16 protein-coding genes and 1 pseudogene are annotated in these 18493 nt (G+C 57.4%); 15 read left to right on the top strand and 2 right to left on the bottom strand.

Translation table 11 applies throughout. The annotated features are described in order from the left end of the window. The 7 genes and pseudogenes from ACJ5NV_RS12370 to ACJ5NV_RS12340 all read left to right on the top strand — a co-directional run. Positions 1-144, top strand: a pseudogene (locus ACJ5NV_RS12370) (S-(hydroxymethyl)glutathione dehydrogenase); the annotation flags it as partial. Positions 145-150: 6 nt separating this feature from the next. After that, entirely contained in the window at positions 151-981 is an 831-nt protein-coding gene (gene fghA, locus ACJ5NV_RS12365) for an S-formylglutathione hydrolase (RefSeq protein WP_411644104.1), read from the top strand. An 87-nt stretch (positions 982-1068) separates the two neighbouring features. After that, positions 1069-1440, top strand: a complete 372-nt coding sequence (locus ACJ5NV_RS12360) for a c-type cytochrome (protein ID WP_411644102.1) — start codon at positions 1069-1071, stop codon at positions 1438-1440. A 115-nt stretch (positions 1441-1555) separates the two neighbouring features. After that, the gene (locus ACJ5NV_RS12355) at positions 1556-3358 is read left to right on the top strand and encodes a methanol/ethanol family PQQ-dependent dehydrogenase (RefSeq protein ID WP_411644100.1); all 1803 of its coding nucleotides are present in this window, start codon (positions 1556-1558) and stop codon (positions 3356-3358) included. A gap of 81 nt (positions 3359-3439) precedes the next feature. After that, positions 3440-3952 carry a c-type cytochrome, methanol metabolism-related gene (locus ACJ5NV_RS12350; protein ID WP_411644099.1) on the top strand — a complete coding sequence of 171 codons (513 nt, stop codon included), beginning with the start codon at positions 3440-3442 and terminating at the stop codon, positions 3950-3952. After that, positions 3936-4766: a substrate-binding domain-containing protein gene (locus tag ACJ5NV_RS12345; protein WP_411644097.1), complete on the top strand. Its 831-nt coding sequence runs from the start codon at positions 3936-3938 to the stop codon at positions 4764-4766. The genes ACJ5NV_RS12350 and ACJ5NV_RS12345 overlap by 17 nt, the downstream gene beginning before the upstream one ends. Continuing rightward, positions 4763-5299 carry a PQQ-dependent catabolism-associated CXXCW motif protein gene (locus ACJ5NV_RS12340; RefSeq protein ID WP_411644095.1) on the top strand — a complete coding sequence of 179 codons (537 nt, stop codon included), beginning with the start codon at positions 4763-4765 and terminating at the stop codon, positions 5297-5299. The genes ACJ5NV_RS12345 and ACJ5NV_RS12340 overlap by 4 nt, the downstream gene beginning before the upstream one ends. Before the next feature lie 24 nt (positions 5300-5323). Here the strand turns inward: ACJ5NV_RS12340 and ACJ5NV_RS12335 are convergent, their stop codons facing one another. Further along, positions 5324-5527, bottom strand: a complete 204-nt coding sequence (locus tag ACJ5NV_RS12335) for a hypothetical protein (RefSeq protein WP_411644093.1) — start codon at positions 5525-5527, stop codon at positions 5324-5326. A 129-nt stretch (positions 5528-5656) separates the two neighbouring features. Here ACJ5NV_RS12335 and ACJ5NV_RS12330 point away from each other — a divergent pair, with 129 nt between their 5' ends. The 8 genes from ACJ5NV_RS12330 to ACJ5NV_RS12295 all read left to right on the top strand — a co-directional run bounded on the left by ACJ5NV_RS12330 (position 5657) and on the right by ACJ5NV_RS12295 (position 17428). Further along, complete coding sequence (locus tag ACJ5NV_RS12330; protein WP_411644091.1) at positions 5657-7261, top strand: sensor histidine kinase; 1605 nt, start codon at positions 5657-5659, stop codon at positions 7259-7261. A 45-nt stretch (positions 7262-7306) separates the two neighbouring features. Then, complete coding sequence (locus tag ACJ5NV_RS12325; RefSeq protein WP_411644089.1) at positions 7307-7990, top strand: response regulator transcription factor; 684 nt, start codon at positions 7307-7309, stop codon at positions 7988-7990. A 92-nt stretch (positions 7991-8082) separates the two neighbouring features. Continuing rightward, a complete protein-coding gene (gene pqqA / locus ACJ5NV_RS12320; RefSeq protein ID WP_411644087.1) occupies positions 8083-8181 on the top strand; it encodes a pyrroloquinoline quinone precursor peptide PqqA in 99 nt (32 codons plus the stop codon). Between the two features lie 24 nt (positions 8182-8205). Beyond that, complete coding sequence (pqqB, locus tag ACJ5NV_RS12315) at positions 8206-9102, top strand: pyrroloquinoline quinone biosynthesis protein PqqB (RefSeq protein ID WP_411644085.1); 897 nt, start codon at positions 8206-8208, stop codon at positions 9100-9102. After that, positions 9099-9851: a pyrroloquinoline-quinone synthase PqqC gene (gene pqqC, locus ACJ5NV_RS12310; protein WP_411644084.1), complete on the top strand. Its 753-nt coding sequence runs from the start codon at positions 9099-9101 to the stop codon at positions 9849-9851. The genes pqqB and pqqC overlap by 4 nt, the downstream gene beginning before the upstream one ends. Then, positions 9851-10126, top strand: a complete 276-nt coding sequence (pqqD, locus tag ACJ5NV_RS12305) for a pyrroloquinoline quinone biosynthesis peptide chaperone PqqD (protein ID WP_411644082.1) — start codon at positions 9851-9853, stop codon at positions 10124-10126. The genes pqqC and pqqD overlap by 1 nt, the downstream gene beginning before the upstream one ends. After that, on the top strand, positions 10123-11229 hold the full coding sequence (pqqE, locus tag ACJ5NV_RS12300) for a pyrroloquinoline quinone biosynthesis protein PqqE (protein WP_411644080.1): 1107 nt from the start codon (positions 10123-10125) through the stop codon (positions 11227-11229). Before pqqD ends, pqqE begins: the two co-directional genes overlap by 4 nt. A gap of 295 nt (positions 11230-11524) precedes the next feature. Next, positions 11525-17428, top strand: a complete 5904-nt coding sequence (locus ACJ5NV_RS12295) for a cadherin-like domain-containing protein (RefSeq protein ID WP_411644079.1) — start codon at positions 11525-11527, stop codon at positions 17426-17428. On the opposite strand, the gene ACJ5NV_RS12290 is transcribed toward ACJ5NV_RS12295, so the two are convergent. After that, a complete protein-coding gene (locus tag ACJ5NV_RS12290; protein ID WP_411644078.1) occupies positions 17425-18480 on the bottom strand; it encodes an acyltransferase family protein in 1056 nt (351 codons plus the stop codon). The genes ACJ5NV_RS12295 and ACJ5NV_RS12290 overlap by 4 nt on opposite strands. Between the last annotated feature and the right edge of the window lie 13 nt (positions 18481-18493).

The raw sequence follows: 18493 nt of genomic DNA, 5'->3' as shown, positions 1-18493 counted from the left end.
GTGCCCAAGATCGTGGATTGGTATATGCAGGGCAAGATCGAGATCGACCCGATGATCACCCACAAGCTGAAGCTGGACGACATCAACGCAGGGTTCGACCTGATGCATGCGGGTAAATCCATTCGTGCCGTTGTGGAGTTTTGAACCGCTATGGAGCTTATCACCCGCAATAGGTGTTTTGGCGGCGACCAAGACGTTTATACGCATAAATCCGATGTTTGCGGCGTGGATATGACATTTGCGGTTTACCTGCCGCCACAGTCGCGGATGCATCCGGTGCCGCTGTTGTGGTATCTATCGGGTCTGACCTGCACCCATGACAATGCGATGACCAAGGGCGGCTTTCAAAAATACGCCGCCGACCACGGGCTTGCGCTGGTATTTCCTGACACATCACCACGCGGGGACGGGGTCGCTGATGACGAGGCTTATGATCTGGGGGTCGGTGCGGGGTTTTACGTGAATGCGACGCAGGACCCCTGGCTGCCGCATTTTCAGATGTATGATTACGTGGTGAAGGAATTGCGCAATCTGGTGATGGATCAGCTGCCCGTCACCGACCGCCAAGGCATCACGGGCCATTCGATGGGCGGGCATGGAGCGCTGATCATGGCACTGCGGAATCCGTCGCTTTTTGTGTCACTCTCGGCCTTTGCGCCTATCGTGAACCCAAGTCGATCTGACTGGGGCCGCAAGCAGTTCAGTGCCTATCTGGGCGAGGATGAGGCGGCCTGGTCGGACTATGATGCCACGACCCTGATGTCTGAAGTCGGCTGGCATGGTGATATCCTGATTGATCAGGGGGCCAATGATCAGTTCGTGGATTTGCTGCGCCCGCAGGCCTTTGCCGAAGCGGTGAACCATCGCAGGCAGCCTTGTGTCATGCGCACCCATGCAGGGCATGATCACAGCTACTTTTTCGTATCGAGTTTCGCCGGAGATCACGTGGCGTGGCATGCCGAACGGCTTCTTACTGACTGAAAGTTAAGGAAAAGACGACAAAAGATGAGAAAATCTATCACAGGACTGACCCTTGTATCCGGACTGATGTTGTATGGCTTGCCTGGCATGGCAAATGAACACGCTGAAACGCCCGCTTTTGAAATCACCGGTGATGCCGCTGCGGGAGAGCGGGTTTTTCGCCGCTGTGCTGCTTGTCACGACATCGGCGAGGGTGCGCAGGTCAAGGTCGGCCCGGTGCTGACGGGTGTCCTGGGCCGGATGGCGGGCACCTATGACGGGTTTGTCTATTCTGACGCATTACTTGCCTTCGCCACGGCGCAGGAACTGGTCTGGACGCCAGACACGCTGGACGCGTTTCTGACCAAGCCGCGTGACTACATCGCCGGCACAAATATGGCCTATGCAGGTCTGCGCAAAGAGGAGGACCGCGCAAACCTGATTGCCTATCTCGCGACATTCCCCGCACCGGGAGAGTGACCGCGTGACGATGTTTCCTTGGTGCCGCAGCCAAGGGAACCTGCCTGTTTCAACAGGCGCAGGAGCCGCCCCTTTTGGTGACGTCCTGCAATCACACCTTAGGGAGGTTACGACTATGAAAAGAATACTTGCGCTATCATCCGTCTTATTGGCCGGATCGACCAGTATGGTTCTGGCCAATGATGACCTGATGGAACGGATTGATGATCCCAATCAATGGGCGATCCAGACCGGAGACTATGCAAACCAACGATATTCCACGCTGGATGAAATCAACGCCGATAATGTCGGCGATCTGCAAGTGGCCTGGACGTTTTCGACCGGTGTGCTGCGCGGGCATGAAGGCTCACCACTTGTGGTGGACAACGTGATGTATGTGCACACGCCGTTCCCCAATATCGTCTACGCGCTTGATCTGGCCGATGAAGGCAAGATACTTTGGCGCTATGAGCCCAAGCAGGATCCGAATGTCATTCCGGTGATGTGCTGCGATACGGTGAACCGAGGTGTGGCCTATGCGGATGGCAAAATCTTTTTGCATCAGGCTGACACGACGGTCGTCGCGCTGAACGCCGAGACGGGTGCGGTGGAATGGAGCGTGGTGAATGGTGACCCTGCTGCAGGTGAAACCAATACGGCAACCGTGCTGCCTGTTGGTGACAAGGTGATGGTCGGCATTTCCGGGGGCGAGTTCGGCGTGCGTGGTCATCTGACCGCCTATAGTATCGCGGATGGCAGTCAGGTCTGGCGCGCCTATTCGATGGGCCCTGACAGCGATATTCTCGTTGATCCTGAGACGACGACCCATCTGGGCGAACCTGTGGGCGAAAACTCGGGTACGAACACCTGGGAAGGTGATCAGTGGAAGATCGGCGGTGGCACAACTTGGGGCTGGTATTCCTATGATCCGGAAGAGAACCTTGTCTATTACGGCACCGGGAACCCATCGACCTGGAATCCGGCGCAGCGTCCGGGCGATAACCGCTGGTCAATGACCATTATGGCCCGCGATATCGACACTGGCATGGCCAAATGGTTCTATCAGATGACGCCTCATGACGAATGGGATTTCGATGGCGTCAATGAGATGATCCTGACCGACCAAGAGATTGGTGGCCAAGAGCGCAAGCTGCTGACCCATTTCGACCGGAACGGGCTTGGCTATACGCTTGACCGCGTAACGGGAGAGCTGCTTCTGGCCGAAAAATATGACCCGGCGGTGAACTGGACTACCGGCGTTGATATGGATCCGGCATCGGAAGATTACGGCCGTCCGACCGTTGTGGCGGAATACTCGACCGAGCAGAACGGAGAGGATGTGAACTCTACCGGGATTTGCCCGGCGGCGTTGGGGTCCAAGGACCAGCAACCTGCAGCCTATAGCCCTGAAACTGAACTGTTCTATGTGCCGACCAACCATGTCTGCATGGATTATGAGCCTTTCCGGGTCAGCTATACCGCCGGTCAGCCCTATGTGGGGGCCACGCTTGCGATGTATCCTGCACCGGAAAGCCATGGCGGCATGGGCAATTTCATCGCTTGGAACAATATCACCGGTGAAATCGAATGGTCGATCCCAGAGCAGTTCTCTGTCTGGTCGGGCGCGCTGGCGACAGCGGGTGACATCGTGTTCTACGGCACGCTGGAAGGCTATCTGAAAGCGATCGACGCGCAGACGGGTGAAGAGCTTTATAAGTTCAAAACCCCGTCAGGCATCATCGGCAATGTGATGACCTACACCCAAGAGGGAAAGCAATACATCGCGATCCTGTCCGGGGTTGGTGGTTGGGCCGGGATCGGTCTTGCGGCGGGTCTGACCAATCCCAATGACGGGTTGGGCGCTGTGGGCGGTTATGCCGCGCTGAGCGATTATACCTCGCTGGGTGGCCAGCTGACCGTGTTTGCGCTGCCTGACTAAGGCGCATTGCCAATCATGAAAACGTGGCGTGGTCTTTGGGCCGCGCCGCTTGCCCCATACAAACAAAGAAGGTCATCACACATGCGAAATGTCGCGCCCCTGCTGGCAATGGCGGTACTGATTTCAACGGGTTCAAATGGGTGGGCCCAGGACAGTGCAAATATCGACATCGCCTATGCCGAAGACGGTCGTTACTTCACTGACGACGATATCCCCACCTATAATGTGACCGAAGATGGCCGGGTGGACTGGCTGACCTATTCCGGATTCCGGCGCTATCATTCCGAATGCCACGTCTGCCACGGACCAGAGGGGGAGGGGTCCACCTATGCGCCTGCGTTGAAGAATTCGGCGCTTGATATGGATTACTATGATTTTATTGATGTGGTCGTGAATGGCCGCCAGCGGGTAAATGCGGCTGAAACTTCGGTCATGCCAGCCTTTGGCAATAACCCGAACGTCATGTGCTATCTTGATGATATCTATGTCTATTTGAAGGCCCGCGGTACAGATGCCGTCCCCCGTGGCCGCCCCGGATCGCGCGAGGACAAAAGTGAGGTGATCCGCGAGGATGAAAATGCCTGTCTGGGTTAGTGCACTGATCGGTCTTGGGTTTGCGTTGGCGGGGTCGTGCGCTGTCGCGCAGACCTCTGACCTTGTGTCGCAATCGCATTTTCGGGTGTGTGCCGATCCGGCCAATGCGCCGATGTCGGATCAGGCGGGGACCGGCTATGAAAACACGCTGGCCACGGTTTTTGCGGAAAAGCTGGATCGCGAGGTCCAGTATGAATGGTATCCGATGGCGACGGGCTTTATCCGCAATACCTTGCGCGCCAATCGCTGCGATGTGGTGATCGGGTATGCGCAGGGCCATGAGATGGTGTTGAATACCAATCACTATTTTACCTCGGCCTATACGTTGGTCACGCGCGCGGACACTGCGATTTCGCATGTGGATCATTTGGGCGATCCGCGCTTGCAAGGGATGCGTCTGGGCGTGGTGGCCGGATCGCCGCCTGCGACGCATCTGGCCCGAAATGGTTTGATTGGACAGGCGCACGCTTATCAATTGGTTGTGGACCGCAGGCATGCTTCGCCGATTCCGGATATGCTGGATGAGCTATCGGCAGGTACGATTGATGGCGCGCTGATCTGGGGTCCGATTGCGGGGCCGCTGGTAAAGGCTGGCTATCCGGATTTGAAAGTCACACCATTGCTGAAAGAAACCACGCCGCCGAGGCTGTTTTTTCGGATCACGATGGGCGTCCGGCAGGGAGAGAAAGTCTGGCAGCGCCAGTTAAATTCACTGATCCGGCGCAATCAGGCCGAGATCAACACCATCCTGCGCGATGCCGGTGTGCCGCTGGTCAGTGACATGGGCACGGAAATGCTTGGGGCGGGACAATGATCCGCGCGGTGATTCTGTGCGCTCTGTTTCCACTGGCGGGTTTTGCCGAAATGGTGCCGGAGCCTGATGGCTATAGGATGGAGGACTATCGCGGTGCTGTACCTGCGACTTTGCAGGGGGGCACCGTTGTTGACGTCGATGCGGCCTATGCATTGTGGAAAACCGGGCGGGTGGGCTTTGTTGATGTGCTGCCCCGTCCGCCGCGGCCCGTGGATCTGCCAGAGGGAACGATTTGGCGCGACAAACCCCGCGAGTCTATCCCCGGTGCAATTTGGTTGCCCAATGTAGGATATGGCAGTATCGCGGAGGTCACCGTGCAGTATTTTCAAGGCGGTTTGGATGATATTGCACAGGGCGACCAAGACTATCCGTTGGTTTTTTTCTGCCTCAATGAGTGCTGGATGTCATGGAATGCGGCCCGGCGCGCGCTGGCCTATGGCTACACGCATGTGTTCTGGTTCCCGCAAGGCACAGATGGCTGGCACCTTGCAGGCTATCCGTTGGAACGGTTGGAGCCGGTGAATGGTGGCTGATGCACCCGGCAGCGCATGGTGCGCTCAGATATCCATTTGCGTGGTGGAGACCTGTTGGCATTTCCAACTGCGGATTTGATAATTCGGATGCGTATTGGTCCATTTTGCCAATTCCGGCTGGGCGCCCATCAGGCAGGCGGCCGGGGTCACATCTGTGAAGACAAGACTTGTTTCACGGCATTCCTCTGGCGCGGACGCCAGACAGGCAACAAAAAGCAGTTCGATCATAAGATTATCCAGACACCATTCACACGATCACCATTTGATGATGCACTATAGGTCCATTGAAGTTGAAAAAACGTCAAGACTGGGGTGCGGTGTCGGTTTTGCGTATCACGCGTTATGGTCCCGCAGGGTATGAGCGCGTTTGCCCAAAAATTCCGCATCTCTGACATGTCACTGCGGCTGCGTTTGGGCATTGGCGCTGCGGCGCTTGGCATGGGAACTTGCCTGATTGCTGCGATTGTCTGGCTGGGAATGGGGCAGGTGGCTGACAGGCTGGATGCGGCGCTTGCCGCTGAAAACCGGATCGCCCGTTACGCGGCGCTGTCACAACAGGCGGCGAGCTTTCTGATCGTGGCGACTGAGGCGGTGCAAACCGGTCGTCCGACGGCGATCCGGATGCAGCGTATCGCACCGGTGGCAGATCAACTTGCCGGGACATTTGCAGAACTGCGCCGCGATGTGCAGGCGGCTGTGGCAGCGGCAGAGACGCTCGGCCTTGATGAGCAATCCCGCTACGGCACCCAGTCCCTTGGCTTGGCGCGGATGGAGGCGATGCTGGAAGTGACCCTTGCAGGGCTGGCGCAGGACACGGATGATACTGCACAACTGCGAGCCCAGATCGACCAGTTTGCGGCCAATTTCGATCCGCTGTTGAGCCAGGCGATCAGTACTGAGGGTGTCTTTAAGACTGCGATCCTTGTTGGGATTGCTGATCTGCGTTTGCGCCTTGTGCGGCTCGCGGCCTTGATCGCGGCGCTGACGGTTGCTGCGTTCGGCGTCTTTTATTTCGGGCTGATCCTGCCGCAGTTTCAGCGGCTTGAGCGATTGCGATGTGCGGCGCAACAAATCGGGCAAGCCGATTTCGCGGTTGCCTTGCCAACCCACAGTGATGATGAGATCGGGAAACTTTACTTTGAAACCAATCGGATGGCGGTCGCGCTTCAGCTGCGTGAAGAGGCAGTGGAACGTGAAGCGGCGCGCCTGAACCAGACCATTGCGGACCGGACAGAGGCGCTGCGCGGAGCCAATGCGCGCCTTGCGCAGATTGATCAAAACCGCCGCCGCTTTTTCGCCGATATCAGCCATGAGCTGCGTACGCCACTGACCGTCATTTTGATGGAGGCGCAGCTTGGCCCGTCAGAGCCGGGGGCGGCGCAGGATGCGTTTGCAAAGATCGAGGCACGGGCGGAGCGGCTGAGCCGCCGGATTGACGATCTTTTACGGGTGGCCCGGTCAGAAACGGGACAGCTGGCGCTGGACCCGCAAGAGGTGTCCCTACAAGGCTTGATTACTGCAGTTGCCGAGGAGGTGGGCACTGAAGTGAAGACCGCGCAGATGTGTCTGAGTTTGGTAAACTTTCATGATATCTCAATATCATGCGATCCAAACTGGATGCGACAAGTACTGGTGAGTCTGGTGAGGAACGCGCTTCGCTATGCGCGTCAGGGTGGTCAGATCGGCATCACGCTGCGCCAACGTGACAAGCAGGTTGCGATAGATGTCATCGATAACGGGCCGGGCGTGAGCGCGGCAGATCAGGAGAGAGTTTTCACCCGTTTTGCACAGGGAGGCGATGCAAAGGCTGAGGGCTTTGGTGTGGGCCTACCGCTGGCCCGTTGGGTGGCAGAGGCGCATGGCGGGACGGTCACGCTGACTAGCCCGCTGCCGCGCGCGGAGGCACTTAGGGATGCGCCGGGCACGCGGGTGACGGTGACTTTACCCATTTCGAAAAAATGAGATGTCGAAGTATGATATCTTTATGATTTATAGATTTCGCCACCCATGACCCGCTTGCTGATCATTGATGATGAGTCTGACATCGCAGCGGCCTTGCAGCGGGGCTTGCGATTGCATGGCTATGACGCTGTGGCGGAAAACAGGGCGGATCAAGCGCTGGCGCGGCTGGAACGGGAGGTTTTCTCTGGCCTGATCGTGGATGTGATGCTGGGCGCAGAGAGCGGGATTGATCTGGTGCGTTCCGTCCGGGCGGCGGGGATGTCTATGCCCATCGTGATGTTGTCGGCCTTGTCCGATGTGGAACACCGGGCGGCGGGGCTTGCGGCGGGGGCGGATGACTATGTGGTCAAGCCGTTTAGCTTTGACGAATTGGTCGCGCGGCTGCGGGTTCAGGAACAGCGGTCAAAGGCGCAGCGTCCTGACCCGGCGGTGCTGTCACCTGCTGCCGGGCGATTGCACAACGCCTTTGGCAGTGTCAGCCTGACGGACCGCGAATGTGACCTGCTCGTGCTGCTGTGCGCCCATGCAGGCGCGCCATTGTCGCGGGGGGCGATTTTTGATGCGCTTTGGCGTGAGGCAGGATCGGGGAATGAAAATGTGGTGGATGTTTATGTAGGCTATCTGCGTAAGAAGTTGGCTGAGGTGAATTTCCATTTTGAAATCAAAACAATACGCAGCAAAGGTTTCGTAATTTCGGGGCTAGTGCCGACCATTCGCACCACGGGATAGCGACCAAAGCTTAGCCCGGTCTTAGAAATTAAGAATGGCTGTGTGCCGGGTTTCCTGAGAGCCTGAAGAGGTCGTAACCAAGGAGAAAAGCGATGGCTTGGAACACACCGAAGATCCGTGAAATCCAGTGTGGCATGGAAATCAATATGTACGGACCAGACTCTGAAGAAGAGCAGGAAGTGCTGTTCTGACGATTGGCGGCGCGGGATGTTTTCATGACGTTCCGCGCATATATACTCGGCGCTGCTGCGGGCGGTGGTTTGCCCCAGTGGAATTGCGGTTGTAACAACTGCAATCTTGCCCGCGAGGGTACGATTCCGGCACTGACCCAGTCATCACTCGCGCTCACCGGTGATGGCATACATTGGGCGATCCTGAATGCCTCCCCGGATATCAGGGTGCAACTGGCGGCGACGCAAGCGCTGCATCCGACCGGATTGCGGGAAGTGCCGCTGTCGTCGGTGCTGGTGACCAATGGTGATATTGATCACATCGCTGGCCTGCTGACCCTGCGCGAGATGCAGCCATTCGACCTGTTCGCCACACAGGGCATTCATGACGTGTTGCGGCAGAACCCGGTCTTTGACGCCTTGAACGCAGATGTGGTGACCCGCCAGGCGGTTGGACTGGAGACACCGTTTACGCTCGCCCCCGGTTTGCAGGCGACCCTGTTTCCGGTGCCGGGAAAGGTGCCGCTTTATCTGGAAGGCGATGATGTGCAGACGGATCTGATTGGGGATCAGACGGTGGGCGTGGCGCTGCAGGCCGGTGATCACACGGCATACTACATTCCGGGCTGCGCGATGCTGACCGATGATCTGCGTGCCCGTCTGCGTGGCGCGGATATGCTTTGTTTTGACGGCACGGTATGGCGCGATGATGAAATGCTGCGGGCGGGGTTGGGCCGCAAAACCGGCCACCGCATGGGGCATATGTCGATGAGCGGCCCTGACGGGTCAATCGCCGCCCTTGCCGATCTGGATATTGCCCGCCGCGTCTATGTGCATATGAACAATTCAAACCCGGTACTGCGCCCGACCTCCCCCGAACGGGCCGAGGCTGAAGCTGCCGGGTGGATAATCGGACAGGATGGAATGGAGTTGTGCCTATGACCCAGTCGCGTGATGCGTTCGAAGCCCGCCTGCGCCAGATCGGGGCAGAACGATACCATGATCTGCATCCTTTTCACGACATGCTGCATGGTGGTGGCTGTTCGCCTGATCAGCTGCGGGCCTGGGTGATCAATCGGTACTATTATCAGCAGGCGATTCCGATGAAGGATGCGGCGTTTATGTCGCGCGTCAGCGATCCGGATCTGCGCCGTAAATGGCGGTCTCGGATTGAGGATCACGATGGGACGGAGACGAACGAGGGCGGTATTCGCCGCTGGCTGCGACTGGCCGAGGCTGTAGGGCTTGATTCTGATTATGTCGCCTCTACCGAAGGTGTCTTGCCCGCGACGCGGTTTGCTGTCGATGCTTATCTGCGGTTTGTGCGCGACAAGAGCCTGCTGGAGGCGGTGGCTGCGTCACTGACGGAGCTTTTTGCGCCAAAAATCCACGCCAACCGGATTGCGGGGCTGTTGCAGAATTATGATTTCGCTGATGACTATGCGCTGTCTTATTTCCGCAACCGTCTGCGCGAAGCCCCCAAGGATGTGGCTTTTGGCTTGGAGTGGGTGCTGGTGCACGCTGACACGGCAGAAAAGCAGGATATGGCGGCGGCGGCGCTGATCTTTAAGACGGATGTTCTTTGGGCGCAGTTGGACGCGCTGTGGGGTGCTTATGTTGCGCCGGGGCGTATTCCGCCGGGGGCTTGGCAGCCTGATACAGGGCTGTTGCTGGCGCAGAAGGCTTCGTGATGGCGCCGGATGATATCCCGGCGCTGCCGCGTGGTGTGCGCCTGCATTTCGACAAGGCCCGCGATAGTTGGGTCCTGCTGGCACCCGAGCGTGCGTTGATGTTGGATGCAATTGGCCATGCGATCCTGTCTGAGATCGACGGCAGCCGCAGCTTTAATGCGATCACCAGCGGTCTGGCGGCGAAATACGCAGCCCCCAAGCCGCAGATCGCGGCGGATAGTGCGGCTTTTTTGGGCAGCTTGCGCGCCCGTCGTTTTCTGGATGTGATCTCATGACAATCCCCCCACCCATCGCAATGCTTGCCGAACTGACCCACCGCTGCCCGCTGTCTTGCCCCTATTGTTCCAACCCCGTTGAACTGGCGCGGATCGATACGGAGCTGGACACTGACACCTGGGAGCGGGTGTTCAATGAGGCAGCGCAGTTGGGGGTGCTGCAACTGCATCTGAGCGGGGGGGAGCCGGCGTCGCGCCGCGATTTGGTAGCCCTTGTGAAGGCGGCACGGGAAGCGGGGCTATATACCAATCTGATCACCTCTGGCATTGGGTTGAGCAGGCGTAGGTTAGATGAGCTGGACAGCGCCGGTCTGGATCATATCCAACTGTCCTTGCAAGGCACCACGCCAGAGATGGCGGATGAGATTGGCGGCTATCGCGGTGGCTACAAGCGCAAAATGGGGGTCGCAGGCTGGATCGCCGAGATCGGCTTTCCCCTGACCCTGAACGCGGTGCTGCATCGCCGGAACCTGCATCAGTTACCCCGCGCGCTAGAAATGGCGCAGGAGATGGGCGCGCGCCGGATTGAGGTGGCGACGGTCCAGTTTCACGGTTGGGCGTTAAAGAACCGTGCTGCCTTGATGCCCACGCGGGCCCAAGCGGCAGAGGCGACGCGTATTGTGCAGGACGCCCGCGCGACGTTGAAGGGTAAGCTGGTGGTGGATTATGTTCCTGCCGACTATCACGATGAATACCCCAAACGTTGCATGGGCGGCTGGGGCACGACGGGGTTGAATGTCGCGCCTGACGGGCTGGTCTTGCCCTGCCATGCGGCGCAATCCATCTCGCATCTGCGGTTTGAGAATGTGCGCGACCGCGGGCTGGCCGATATTTGGTACGATAGCGCGGCATTTAACGCCTATCGCGGAACCGATTGGATGGCCGAACCCTGCAAATCCTGCGATCGCAGGACAGTCGACTTTGGCGGGTGTCGCTGTCAGGCGATGGCGATTTTGGGCGATCCGGGGGCCACGGACCCTGTGTGCGTGAAATCACCGCATCATGCGAGGCTGCGAGCGGATGCGGCGGCGTTTGCAGAGGAAGGCGACGCTACGCTGACCTATCGTTTGTCGCCGGGGAGGTCGGTTGAACCCGCAGAGTAGGGGGTAGGGGTGACGGCCAATCAGGCCTATGCGCCCCATGGCACGCGACTTTTGTCGCGCGTTCCAGCGATTCTGATATGATAGAATCATTACCTGTCTAAGTGATTTGAAGTCGCAATCCAGGGTTTTATGGTCGAAAAATAGTCAACCTGAAGTATTTTTATCGCTTGAATCGAGGCGATTTAGCGGCAAAATTGTGTCTAAAGTTGCGGAATTGTGAACCCCAACCGCCAAAACCATGATACGGTAAGCCATATTTTCATTTTTGGTTCGGCCTTATTCAGGGGCGGGTGGTATGGTTATTTCAGACGATTTTTCAGACGCAATCATTGCGGCGAATTGGTCGGTCACAGGACCGCTGGGCGCGCAGGAATTCAATACAACGACGGACGGCGTGCTGCAGTTGGCGACAGCTGACGGTGATTATGATGCGTGGAACACGATCACGGCGGCGCGTGCCATGCAGGCCGCTGTGGACGAAGATCTTACGCTGACTGCGCGGTTTCTGTCGCAGCCGACGCAGAAATTCCAGATGCAGGGTTTCCTGATCGCGCAGGGCGCGGATGACTGGCTGCGTTTTGATACCTATTCGGATGGCAACAGGCTTTATGCTTTTGCGGCAATCACGGTTGGCGGGGTCAGCAGCCCGGCGTTCCAAGTTGCTATTCCGGGCGATGTGGCACCCTATTTGCGTGTCACGCGCAGCGGTGATCTTTGGTCATTTTCATATTCATTGGATGGGGCTGCATGGGTCAGCGCTGGCAGCTTTACACATGCTATGAACGTAAGTTCTGCCGGCCTGTTCGCGGGCAGCGTCGGCAGCGATAGCGCATTTACGGCGCAAGTCGACTATTTCGAAACTGCTGCTGATCCGATCATTGACGAAGACGCGGTGATCTTGCCGCCCAATGCGCCGCCTGTGGCTGTCACCGATCATTTTGCGGTGGCGCATGACGATGCGATCACCTTCAGTCAGGCGCAAATCCTTGCCAATGACACTGATGCGGATGGCGATACGCTTTCTATTCTGTCCATCTCTGCCCCGGCGCATGGCATCCTGATCGACAATGGTGATGGGACTTATACCTATACGCCAACCGCCGGATATTCCGGGACTGATCCGCTGAGCTATGTGCTGAGCGACGGGACGGATACGGTGGCAGGGGAAATTGTCCTGACTGTCGCGGATGCGCCCGTCAGCGCAGATGATCCGTTTTCCGATGATTTTGATGACGCCGATCTTGATCCGCTTTGGTCTGCTCTGGGGGCGGGTGTTGATGCTGTGATGATGGCAACATCAGCATCTGAGGCATGGCTGTCCCTGACCGCCAATGGGGTTCAGGACATCTGGGGAAGTAACAACGCGTCCCGGATCATGCAGGACAGTCTGGACAGTGATTTGGTGCTGGAAACCCGGTTTCTGTCCGACCCAACCGAACGTTACGAAATGCAGGGGCTGCTTGTTGAGCAGGACGCAGACACATGGCTGCGCTTTGACATTTTTTCCGACGGTGACGAGGTTTACGCCTTTGCCGCATCTACAGTGAACGGCGTCAGCACAGAGCGTATCCGGGTTGAGATAAGCGGCGGTACCGCCCCTTATTTGCGGGTCACCCGCACCGACGATCAATGGACGCTGCTTCATTCGGTCGATGGGCAAAACTGGACGACCGCCGGTAGCTTCATCCAGAGCATTGCAGTGGCTGAAGTGGGCGTTTTTGCGGGCAATGCCGGTGACTCTACAAGCTACACCGCGCAGATTGATTATTTTGAAACCTCGCTCGCGCCGCTCAGAGCAGAGGACCCGGGCGTGGTGCCTGTCAACCTTGCGCCCGAGGCAAGTGATGATGCGATCCTTGTCCCTTTTGACACGCCGCTGACATTCTCGGCTGCTGTATTGCTTGCCAATGACAGCGATCCAGAAGGCGATCCGATCACGCTGATCCTGATGGGCGCGGCATCGCAGGGCACGCTGAACGACAATGGCGATGGCACCTATACCTATACGCCAGCGGCGGGTTTTTCGGGCCATGACAATTTCACCTATACGCTTAGCGACGGGGTGAACGAGACGATTGGGTCTGTCGCTGTCACCGTCGCGCCTGCGCCGGGGACTGCCACGGGGCAATCGGATGATTTCGCAAGCGGTACGTTATCGCCGATCTGGACGTTGCAAGGCCCTGACAGCGCCGCGATCAGCTTTGATCAGGCGGGGGCAGACGGCTGGATTGCGATCGCCGCGAATGGCGCGCAGGATATCTGGGGAACCAATAATGCATCCCGTGTGATGCAGGCCCATGACGATGTGAATTTTGTGCTCGAAACCCGGTTTCTGTCCACGCCCATTGAACGCTATCAGATGCAGGGGCTGCTGATCGAAGAGGATGCTGACACTTGGTTGCGCTTTGATACCTATTCAGATGGCGGCAGCCTCTATGCCTTTGCGGCCTATAATACCGGGGTCAGCAGTGCGGCGCGGATTCAGGTCGAAATTCCGGGCGGCAGCGCCCCATTCCTTAAGGTTGGCCGCAGCGGTGACAGTTGGTCGTTTCTTTATTCACTCGATGGGCAGACCTGGGTCAGCGCGGGCAGTTTCACCCAGTCGATGACCGTGTCCCAGGTCGGGGTCTTTGCTGGGAACACGGGAAGCTCTACGGGGTTTACTGCTGCTGTTGATTATTTCGAAACCTCACAAGCGCCGCTGTCTGATGAAGATGGCAGCATCATCCCCGGTGATCTGATACCTGTGGCGCAGGATGATTATTACACGCTGGAACCCGACGGCACGCTGAGCGTCGATGTTATGTCAGGGGTGCTGTCCAATGATACGGACCACGACGGGGCTGGGCTGATACTGTCGGTGCTGACAGACGCGCTGTATGGGGTTGTGACGCTGAACGGTGATGGCAGTTTCAGCTATGCCGCGAATGTCGGCTATGATGGCCCCGATAGTTTCACCTATCAGATCACCGATCAGAGTGGGCAGCATGATACGGCGACTGTAACGCTTGCCTCGGGGAACGTGACGCCTGCGGTCTCGGATGATTTCGCGGCTCCGGTGCTGGGCCCGGAGTGGCTGGTGGCCGGCCCGGCTGGCGTTTCGGCAGAGGTTGCCGTTGTCGGGCAGGATGGCGCGCTATTGCTGCATACGGCTGACGGGAATTTTGACGCTTGGGATCAGAACACGACAGCCCGCGCGATGCAGTCGGTCATGGATACCGATTTCACGCTGGAGGCGCGGTTTCTATCGACCCCGTCCCAAGGGAATGAGATGCAGGGGTTTCTGGTCACGCAGGATACCAATAACTGGGTCAGGCTGGATGTTTATACTGACGGGACAAAGCTTTATGCTTTTGGGGCGTCGACCATCAATGGCGACAGCACGATACAGTTCCGTCAGGAAATAGACCCGGCGCAGGCCGAATATCTGCGCTTGGCCCGAAGCGGCGATGTCTGGCGCTTGGAAACCTCTGCCAATGGAACACTTTGGGCGATTGCCGGGAGCTTTGCCCATGCAATGGCGGCCAGTAGCGCTGGGCTGTTTGCGGGGAATGTTGGCGGATCGGATGGGTTTACGGCGGTTGTTGATTACTTTCAGAACAATGCGAGCCCAATTACGGATGAGGATGGCAGCGTCGTCATTCCTTATTCCGAACCGATTGCGGTCGCTGACATATTATCCGCGCAGGTGAATACGGCGCTGATATTCAACGCAAATGATGCGCTTTTGGCAAATGACACGGACGCAGATGGTGAGACGATCAGCCTTGTTGCGCTTGACCCCCCGCAACACGGGACGCTGATCCAGAACGGTGATGGGACCTATACCTATCAGCCGCTGGCGGGCTTTTCAGGCAATGACAGTTTTACCTATCAAATCTCTGATGGCACAACACAGGTGACGGGGACCGCGACAGTCGCGGTCAAGCCACCAGCGATTTCGGATGATTTTTCAGGCGGGCCGCTGGCACCGGAATGGGTTTTTTATGGCATCACCGGGTCGGCCCAGATTGCGACCACGGCGACGGAAGGGTTTTTGCAACTGCACTCCGCGCCGGGCGTGTCGGTCAGCGCTTCGGATCAGTTGACAACACCACGGCTGATGCAAGAACAACCTGACGTGGATTTTTCAATCAGCGCGGGGTTTTTGACGGAACCGGAGAGCCAGTATCAGGAACATGGCCTGCTGATTCAGCAGGACGATGAAAACTGGATTCGCTTTGATCTTGCCTATACCAATGGTCATCTGAGCCTGATCGTCGGGGTGATTGCGGGGGGCGAAACAACCTATCCGCTGTTCACCACGGTGCCTTCCGGAAATGTGTCGGACTTCCGTATTACTCGCGTCGGAGACATCTTCACATTTGAGACCTCTGCTGACGGCGTGAATTGGACCGCGCGCTATACGCTGGACCATGGTATCGTCGTGTCGCAGGTTGGCCTGTTTGCGGGCAGCACCTCTGACACGAGCGCGGTGCTAGGCTACACGGCCTTCGTTGATTACTTTCAAAACAATGCGGACCCGATCATTGCGGAAGACGGCGCGCTGACGCCGACCAATGTCGCGCCAATCGCGGCGGATGACACGCTGGTGCTTGCGCAGGATCAGGTGACGCTGATCAGTATCGTCGGGCTGTTGAGCAATGACGCGGACAGCAATGGCGATACGGTGCTGTTTGACGGGTTTACCGAACCTTTGCACGGAACGCTGACCGATAATGAAGATGGGACGCTAACCTATACGCCGAACGCGGGTTTTGTCGGGATGGATAGCTTTGTCTACAGCGCGACAGATGGCCTGCTGGCTGACCCTGCCACGGTTTCGCTGTTCGTCGGGAACCCGATTGATGTCTGGTACGGTGAGACGCAGACATTTGGGGCGCAGGGGCAGGCGCAGGAATGGATCAATGTGCTTGGCAATGTGCAAGGCGATGTGGACATGCTGAGCTATACCCTGAACGGTGGGGCGGCTCGCATTTTGTCAGTAGGTGCGGATACAAGACGGCTTCAGAATGAGGGCGATTTCAATATTGACCTTGCCTATAGCGCGCTGGATGGCAGCAGCGTTGATGACATCATCACAATCACCGCAGTGATGAGCGACGGGCGCAGCGTAACGCGTGAGGTCGTTATCGATTATGAGGTTGGTCCGACCTGGGATGCCAATTACCATATTGATTGGGAGACGGTCACCAATATTCAGGATGTGGTGCAAGTGGCCGATGGGGTGTGGGACATCGCAGATGGCGGGGTCCGCCCGGTGGAGTTGGGCTATGACCGCCTGCTGGTTTTTGGTGATCACACATGGGACAATTACGAACTGTCACTGACCGTCACCACGCACGACTTGATCAATGCAGACCCCAACGGTCGTGATGGCAATGGGTTCGCCATTGGTATGCTGTGGGGCGGGCATACAGATACGCCTGTTTCAGGCTGGCAACCCAAGGCTGGCTGGGAACCGGGGGCGGCGTTCTTTTACACGGATAATGATGGCGATGGTGTGGGCCAGCTTAACCTGCATCCGTCGCGTAGTTTCTTTGATGAACTCGCGCAGGCCCCGTTGGATCTGGATGAAGGTGCTACCTACAATATCGTCATGCGGGTGGAGCAAGTCGGGCTTTACGACCGCCAATACAGTATTCGCATCTGGGCAGATGGTGCGACGGAACCGGTGGGCTGGACCATGCAGGGCGTTCAGACCTACGCTTTGACGGACATGCCCGCGACCGGCTCGCTTTACCTTAATGCTCATTACATGGATGTCAGTTTCAATGATCTTACAGTGACCGAAATTACCGGGCGCGACATCATGCGCGGGCTGGACACGGATGATGTGTTGTCCGCGGTCGATACCGGAGCATCGCTGCCCGGACTGGGTGAGGTCGATGTTTTCGTCGGCGACGATGGGGCAGATACCTTTGTGCTGGGTGACGCTATGGGGGCCTATTACGACGACGGGCAGGCCGGTACGCTGGGCGAGGCGGATTATGCCTACATCTGGGATTTCGTAACTGGTGTTGATCACATTCAACTTGCGGGCAGTGCTGCCAATTATACGCTATTGGTGGATATGGCGGGCTTGCAACCGGGGACCGCGATATTGCGCAGCGATGGTGAATTGATCGGGCTTGCGGGCAATGTTTATGGGCTTGATCTGGGCAGTGATGATTTTATTTTCGCCGATACAATCGCTTAGACGATGGTATGCCAGCGCGCCACGAGCATGCGGCGGGCTGACAGAAACGGCTGCTCTGCATAGTGCCAAGACAGGATCGCTGGAATCAGGCTGAGCGGTAGCGCAAACATGATATTCTGCAATGGTGTTTGCGCGCCAAATAGAAAGACCGCAAACCCCTGCATCGGAAAGGCATAGATATAAAGCCCATAAGAATAATCGCCAAGGCGATTATAGGCCCTGATCAGCCCTGACGGGATATAGGCGAGCCAGAAGAGTGCGTAGGTCATTGTGACAAGCAGGCTTAGGTCATAAAGTACTGTCGCCCGTAGTGCCCATGTCAGTGCGCAGAGCGTGAGAGCGATCCAGACCGATAGTCCGATCCGATGCTGCCAAGTGTAGGCGAGCATCCCGATCGCAAAAGGGGCAGAGAGCCCCATCAGGTTGCGCAGTTTCGGATGCAGATCGACAGTCAGGACCGATAGCGTGATCCATGCCGCGAGGAAAAGCAGGGTCGCGACGGTGAAGGCCACCCGATGCCGCAACAATCCGATCACACCTATGAGAAACAGCCCGAAATAACAGATAACCCCGTAAAACAATGTCCAGATCGAGCCTTCGACGCTTGGGTAGGGCTGGTCTGTGAAAACCCCCGGCAAGGTATATTGCGGGTACATCAGCAGCACATTGCGCGGCAGGAATTCCCATGTGGCGGGCGCTGCCAGATAAAGATGCAGGGGCAGGGTCGTGGCAATGGGGCCGATGACCAGCATGACGAATAGAACCGATATGATCAGGCCGGGAAGAATTCGCAGCATCCGCGCGATGATGAAATCCGCCTGACTGCGGCTGCGTTCAAAGCTGTTGGCGATCAGAAAGCCTGAGAGGATAAAGAACGCATAGACGGCCAAAGTGCCCAGCGAATGTCCAAGGCTTTGCTGAAAAGGCTCTGTTGCGCCGAAACCCTGCGTGATCGGGTGCGCATGCGAAATCAATACCGCCAGAGCGGCGAGAATTCGGATGAGATTAAAATTGTTATCCCGGCTTTTTGACCGGTCAGCAATATAGGTCATTTGTATTAGCCCC

This window comes from Loktanella agnita (assembly GCF_046640325.1).
GTDB lineage: Bacteria > Pseudomonadota > Alphaproteobacteria > Rhodobacterales > Rhodobacteraceae > Yoonia > Yoonia agnita.
Note: the sequence above shows the minus strand (reverse complement) of the source record. Positions and strands in the feature narration are given on the sequence as shown.

What these genes read in the sequence shown, in the direction of transcription:
- fghA (WP_411644104.1), top strand. Translation starts at nt 151, where the DNA reads ATGGAGCTTATCACCCGCAATAGGTGTTTTGGCGGCGACCAAGACGTT.
- ACJ5NV_RS12360 (WP_411644102.1), top strand. Translation starts at nt 1,069, where the DNA reads ATGGCAAATGAACACGCTGAAACGCCCGCTTTTGAAATCACCGGTGAT.
- ACJ5NV_RS12355 (WP_411644100.1), top strand. Translation starts at nt 1,556, where the DNA reads ATGAAAAGAATACTTGCGCTATCATCCGTCTTATTGGCCGGATCGACC.
- ACJ5NV_RS12350 (WP_411644099.1), top strand. Translation starts at nt 3,440, where the DNA reads ATGCGAAATGTCGCGCCCCTGCTGGCAATGGCGGTACTGATTTCAACG.
- ACJ5NV_RS12345 (WP_411644097.1), top strand. Translation starts at nt 3,936, where the DNA reads ATGCCTGTCTGGGTTAGTGCACTGATCGGTCTTGGGTTTGCGTTGGCG.
- ACJ5NV_RS12340 (WP_411644095.1), top strand. Translation starts at nt 4,763, where the DNA reads ATGATCCGCGCGGTGATTCTGTGCGCTCTGTTTCCACTGGCGGGTTTT.
- ACJ5NV_RS12335 (WP_411644093.1), bottom strand. Translation starts at nt 5,527, where the DNA reads ATGATCGAACTGCTTTTTGTTGCCTGTCTGGCGTCCGCGCCAGAGGAA.
- ACJ5NV_RS12330 (WP_411644091.1), top strand. Translation starts at nt 5,657, where the DNA reads ATGAGCGCGTTTGCCCAAAAATTCCGCATCTCTGACATGTCACTGCGG.
- ACJ5NV_RS12325 (WP_411644089.1), top strand. Translation starts at nt 7,307, where the DNA reads ATGACCCGCTTGCTGATCATTGATGATGAGTCTGACATCGCAGCGGCC.
- pqqA (WP_411644087.1), top strand. Translation starts at nt 8,083, where the DNA reads ATGGCTTGGAACACACCGAAGATCCGTGAAATCCAGTGTGGCATGGAA.
- pqqB (WP_411644085.1), top strand. Translation starts at nt 8,206, where the DNA reads ATGACGTTCCGCGCATATATACTCGGCGCTGCTGCGGGCGGTGGTTTG.
- pqqC (WP_411644084.1), top strand. Translation starts at nt 9,099, where the DNA reads ATGACCCAGTCGCGTGATGCGTTCGAAGCCCGCCTGCGCCAGATCGGG.
- pqqD (WP_411644082.1), top strand. Translation starts at nt 9,851, where the DNA reads ATGGCGCCGGATGATATCCCGGCGCTGCCGCGTGGTGTGCGCCTGCAT.
- pqqE (WP_411644080.1), top strand. Translation starts at nt 10,123, where the DNA reads ATGACAATCCCCCCACCCATCGCAATGCTTGCCGAACTGACCCACCGC.
- ACJ5NV_RS12295 (WP_411644079.1), top strand. Translation starts at nt 11,525, where the DNA reads ATGGTTATTTCAGACGATTTTTCAGACGCAATCATTGCGGCGAATTGG.
- ACJ5NV_RS12290 (WP_411644078.1), bottom strand. Translation starts at nt 18,480, where the DNA reads ATGACCTATATTGCTGACCGGTCAAAAAGCCGGGATAACAATTTTAAT.